We start from the raw sequence: 3,524 nt of genomic DNA, 5'->3' as shown, positions 1-3,524 counted from the left end.
GGCAAAAGGCTGGGAACTGCACGTCCACGGCGTCGGGGTCACCCAAAGCCGTACCCTTGCAACCGCCGCCGACGAAGCACGCGACTACATCGTCTCGCAGACCGCGACGCCTGAATCCGATGTTCACGTCATCCTCGAGACCGACCTGGGCGAACTCGGTCAGCGGATCATCGCGATGCGCAACATGCGCCGGCATGCCGAAGCCGAGCAGATCAAAGCCGGTCACGAAAGCCGTAGGATCGCTCGGGAACTCCGCGAGCAGGGATTCTCCGTCACCGATATTGCTGCCGTCCTTGAGGTTTCACGCGGTCGCGTGTCCCAGCTCGTCGTCACCACGTTCAGCGAACGGTCTTGACGGCGCCGGCGTGGCGCTGACTTCGCGCGCAACGGAATGACACCGGCCGGCGCCGCCAAGGCCGCGTTTATGGCCCTGGTGCGGTGACGAGTCAAAAATGCTGCCCTACAACCTTTTTCGCTATCAGCGTTTCCTAACCGAGCCTCGTGCAGTACCACCTCCGTCAGGGTGTAGATATACAGGTCGCCCACCGGCTGTTGGGTGGCCGGACGGGAATGGCCGACTCCAGTGGATTGCTGCTTATCGGACGTTTCCGGTGAGTTGGCTGACGCGCTGAAAAGACAAACCCACCAGAGTCGCGATGTCGCGCATGGGCACGCCGTCGCGAGTCAATTCCCGCACCAGCGCGCCAGCATCCTCGACCGCAGCAGCCTCAAGGGCCTGAGCTTGCCGCCGGGCGGCGAGAATCCGCTAAGAACGAGCCTGAACGTCATGCGCATGCGGTGTGTCGTCCACGGTCACCCGAACGTCCACAGTCGACGGGCGGACATCGAGGGTGACCGCGATGTAGTCGCGTGCCTCGGCTGCGACGTCGGCGAGTCGGGCAGCCTGCGTAACCGCGTCCGCACCGAGTTGCGGAATCGCCACAGCCCACCAACGGCCCTCGCGGCCGGTCACGTGTACCTCATAAACCACGTCACCGCTCCTTTCCACAGTCGCAGGTGTCGATGGCCTTGCGGACGACCCGCACGACACCTGGCCGGATGGTGCGGTGTCCGCTGGGAACGGTAACCGTGTGCCGTCCCGTACTGCATTGCCACAGCGTGTGGCTGCCCTTGGCGTCGCGCCTCTTGGTCCACCCTGCGCGGGTGACTCCCAGGGGGTTTGCCTGGATCACTGCCCGGCCTGCGGCAACTCGTCGGCGGCGATTTCACACGGAGTTTTCGCATCGCCGGCCTGCGGATTCGGCGGTACCGGAGCCGCCTGTTGATCTGCGGGCACCGCAGCCTCGTCATGGGTGGCGGCGACCTCGTCTGCGGGCTCCGCCGGCTCGGGCTCTGTCTCGGGCTGATCGGATTCGCCAGCAGGCTCGACTTCGTCGCCTGTGTCGTCGGCGTCGTCGGCATCATCGGCGTCATCGGCACCGTCGGCGTCGTCTCGCGCGGGCCCGTCGTCGAGCGGCTCGCCGAGTCCGTGCTCGGTGCGGACGTCGTCGGGTGATCCCAGCCCGCCGATCGCGTCGGCGATCCGCGGGATCAGACCGCCGAGACCCCCGCCGCCGAGGGGCAGGCCTGCGCCGGTGGGCAGGCCGAACCCGCCGGGCAGGCCCGCGTCGGTGGGCGGGGCAGCGTCGGTGGGCGCAGCACCGCCGACCGGTCCGGGCGATGGGTCGGGCGGCGCGGCGGGCGCTGGCACCGGCTCGGGCCGGGCCGGCGGCGGGTCGGGTGGCGGTTCCACCGCGGCGAGCGGGGCGATCGGCGCCATCGGAGCCGGCGGCACCGGCTCGTCGGGTTGGTAGCGCGGGCCCAGTTCGGCGGGTATCTGGAATACCATCCCGGGCGCGGGCGCCGCCGCAGCGGCAGCCGCGTCGTAGGCGCCCGCCACCGACGTCCGCGCCGAGCGCATCGCGGTGAGCCACTCGGTGCCAATATCGTTGTCCACGTAGGGTTTTACCTCATGGTCGATGATGTCCTCGGCGGCTTGCGCGTCCCGGGCCCCGGCCATCACGGTGTGCGCGGCGGCCAGCCACGCCGGGCGTTGCGCGCCAGTGCGGTCATCGGCGGCCAGCGCCGTTGCCACCTTGTCGTCGACCAGCCGCCACAGCTCGTCGCGCAGCACCGCGCACTGCTCTGCGGCGACGCGCAGCCCGGCGGCTACCGCTTCCGCGGCCGTGCAGTGCCGGCGCAGAAACCCCACCGCGGCGTCGGCCCCCGGCCCGCGCCACGCCCCGCCGAGCTCACCGGTCTGCGTGCGCTGCACCCGCAGCGCCTCCTCGGCCGCATCGACCACCGCCCGCAGCTCGGCGCAGTCACCGTCGAGCAGCCGCAGGTCCAGGCCGTCCTCGCTGTCATACCAGTCGCGCACCTGCGCGCCGTGCGCGGTCAGGTCGGGATGCTGGTAGCCGCGCAGCCGGCAGGCCGACACGTAGGTCTGGGTGTGTTCCACGGCTTCTCGGCCCTCGGCCAGCCGGGCGGACACGTCGAACCGCTCCGCCATAACTCAGCCGACCCGGGTCTCCGCGCGCAGCTCGGCGTCGGTGTAGCCAGCCGCGCCGACCCGCAAGGCGGCCGCGATCTCGGCGCTGGCCCGCGACCACTTCGCCAACTCACCAGCCCACCGGTCCAGGGCACGCCGCAGCGCATCACCACCGGCGGCATGAGCCCGCCCGGCGCTGGCTCCGTCGAACGCCAGCCTGGTAAACCGGGTGCGCACCACGGCGTCGATGGCCTCCGCGGTGGCGTCGAACCGGTCTGCCACCGCGCGCAGCGCCGTGGTGTCGGCATAGACATGTTGTTGTCCCATGACGGATATGACGGCGGGCGGGCCGGGCCGGTTCCCGCATCAGGACTCGGCGCGCACCGGCCGAGCCGTTCGTTAGCGGTACGACACGATGCCGAGGCCGTCAATCCGCCGGAAATCTGCCGTGTCGGCGGTGACGATCGGAATGCCCAATCGCAGGCTTGTGCAACCGATCCAAAGGTCGTTGCTGCCGATCAGTTCGCCACGGCGGCGTAACTCCCGTACCACTCTTGCGTAGACCAGCGCCGTTCGGTCATCGACCGGAACGAGGGTATGCCCCGAGCGCATGGCTGCGACGGTCGGGTGCTCAAGGTGGTCGAATCCTTCAGCGAACTCGCCCAGCGCGATCGTGGAGAGAAACAACTCGGCCTCGGGTGAGCGCTTGAGGAATCGATGCGCGGCGCCGTCATCGTCGCCGGCGGATTGTTCGCGTTGCAGGTCGATGAGAAACGTTGTGTCGACGCTCAACCGGAGCGCCACGAATCCTCCGGCGGTGCATCGGAGCGCTGCGCGTCATCGAGGCGCAGGAGAACATCGTCGCTCACGGCCGGCAGCTCAGCGAGTGCACCGAGCAACGCCGCCGCCGTGGGAACCTCGTCGCGCCAGTGCGCACGCTTGATGACACGAGAAAACGATTCGTCGGGCGAACGCCGGGCAGCTCGCAGGCGTTCGTATGCCTCGAGATCGATCGATATGGTCTTGGTGGCCA

Annotated in this window: 6 protein-coding genes; 1 reads left to right on the top strand and 5 read right to left on the bottom strand. The window is 69.2% G+C overall.

Translation table 11 applies throughout. The features are described 5' to 3' along the window. Positions 1-355, top strand: a 355-nt coding sequence (locus AC2VON_RS22450) for a hypothetical protein (RefSeq protein WP_486954844.1), incomplete at its 5' end; no start/stop codon positions are given. 411 nt (positions 356-766) lie between these two features. On the opposite strand, the gene AC2VON_RS22445 is transcribed toward AC2VON_RS22450, so the two are convergent. The 5 genes from AC2VON_RS22445 to AC2VON_RS22425 form a co-directional block, all read right to left on the bottom strand. Further along, positions 767-991: a hypothetical protein gene (locus AC2VON_RS22445; protein ID WP_486954843.1), complete on the bottom strand. Its 225-nt coding sequence runs from the start codon at positions 989-991 to the stop codon at positions 767-769. 198 nt (positions 992-1,189) lie between these two features. After that, positions 1,190-2,512, bottom strand: coding sequence for a hypothetical protein (locus AC2VON_RS22440; protein WP_486954842.1), 1,323 nt, complete (start codon positions 2,510-2,512; stop codon positions 1,190-1,192). A gap of 3 nt (positions 2,513-2,515) precedes the next feature. Further along, positions 2,516-2,818 carry a type VII secretion target gene (locus AC2VON_RS22435; protein ID WP_486954841.1) on the bottom strand — a complete coding sequence of 101 codons (303 nt, stop codon included), beginning with the start codon at positions 2,816-2,818 and terminating at the stop codon, positions 2,516-2,518. 72 nt (positions 2,819-2,890) lie between these two features. Then, entirely contained in the window at positions 2,891-3,283 is a 393-nt protein-coding gene (locus AC2VON_RS22430) for a type II toxin-antitoxin system VapC family toxin (RefSeq protein ID WP_486954840.1), read from the bottom strand. Continuing rightward, a partial coding sequence (locus tag AC2VON_RS22425; protein ID WP_486954839.1) for an antitoxin VapB family protein occupies positions 3,280-3,524 on the bottom strand: 245 nt, incomplete at its 5' end. The genes AC2VON_RS22425 and AC2VON_RS22430, both read right to left, overlap by 4 nt.

It is taken from the genome of Mycobacterium sp. TH-M82, from assembly GCF_057473605.1.
The sequence above is the reverse complement of the archived record's forward strand: the minus strand, read 5'-3'. Positions and strand labels throughout refer to the sequence as shown.

What these genes read in the sequence shown, in the direction of transcription:
- AC2VON_RS22440 (WP_486954842.1), bottom strand. Translation starts at nt 2,512, where the DNA reads ATGGCGGAGCGGTTCGACGTGTCCGCCCGGCTGGCCGAGGGCCGAGAA.
- AC2VON_RS22435 (WP_486954841.1), bottom strand. Translation starts at nt 2,818, where the DNA reads ATGGGACAACAACATGTCTATGCCGACACCACGGCGCTGCGCGCGGTG.